The 948-nt window shown below is 50.8% G+C and carries 2 tRNA genes and 2 rRNA genes; all 4 read left to right on the top strand.

Annotation, left to right across the window (positions count from 1 at the left end):
- Nucleotides 1-112 (top strand): 16S ribosomal RNA (locus CFB52_RS34040); the annotation flags it as partial.
- A 62-nt stretch (nt 113-174) separates the two neighbouring features.
- A tRNA-Ile gene (locus CFB52_RS34035) sits at nt 175-251 on the top strand.
- Nucleotides 252-293: 42 nt separating this feature from the next.
- Nucleotides 294-369, top strand: a tRNA-Ala gene (locus CFB52_RS34030).
- Between the two features lie 281 nt (nt 370-650).
- A 23S ribosomal RNA gene (locus tag CFB52_RS34020) occupies nt 651-948 on the top strand; the annotation flags it as partial.

Raw genomic sequence — 948 nt, 5'->3', positions numbered from 1 at the left:
AGAAGTGGCTAGTCTAACCGCAAGGAGGACGGTCACCACGGTAGGATTCATGACTGGGGTGAAGTCGTAACAAGGTAGCCGTATCGGAAGGTGCGGCTGGATCACCTCCTTTCCAGAGCTTCTCGCATAGTTGAGCGCTCACGCTTATCGGCTGTAAATTAAAGACAGACTCAGGGGTCTGTAGCTCAGTCGGTTAGAGCACCGTCTTGATAAGGCGGGGGTCGTTGGTTCGAATCCAACCAGACCCACCACCGTCTTGTGTGGCGGTACACACCTGAGACATCTGTACTCATGGGGGCATAGCTCAGCTGGGAGAGCACCTGCTTTGCAAGCAGGGGGTCGTCGGTTCGATCCCGTCTGCCTCCACCAATCACCAACGCTAAGGGCTTGGTTCAGACACTGAACCGAGAATTTTGCATTGGCGATTGAGCCAGTCAGAGTGATATCAACAGATATCGGCTGTCGTTCTTTAACAATCTGGAAGAAGTAAGTAATTTGGATAGCGGAAGCGTCTTTGAGATGGACGTGGAAACTATCCGGGTTGTGATTGTATCGATGTATCTCAAGATGATTCGAACTCTATGTTTGACTCAATTTGGAATACGGCACAACGCGAGAACTCAACCTGTAACGAGACAGACTCGTTATAGGGTCAAGCGAACAAGTGCATGTGGTGGATGCCTTGGCGATCACAGGCGATGAAGGACGCGGTAGCCTGCGAAAAGCTACGGGGAGCTGGCAAACGAGCTTTGATCCGTAGATGTCCGAATGGGGAAACCCGGCCCTTTTGGGTCATCCTGGACTGAATACATAGGTCCAGTGAAGCGAACGCGGTGAACTGAAACATCTAAGTAACCGCAGGAAAAGAAATCAACCGAGATTCCCAAAGTAGTGGCGAGCGAAATGGGATGAGCCTTGCACTCTTTATTTGTATTGTTAGCCGAACGC

Origin of the sequence: Burkholderia sp. AU18528 (genome assembly GCF_002223215.2) — a bacterium.
Taxonomy (GTDB): domain Bacteria; phylum Pseudomonadota; class Gammaproteobacteria; order Burkholderiales; family Burkholderiaceae; genus Burkholderia; species Burkholderia semiarida.
This window is presented reverse-complemented; position numbering and strand designations above follow the sequence as displayed.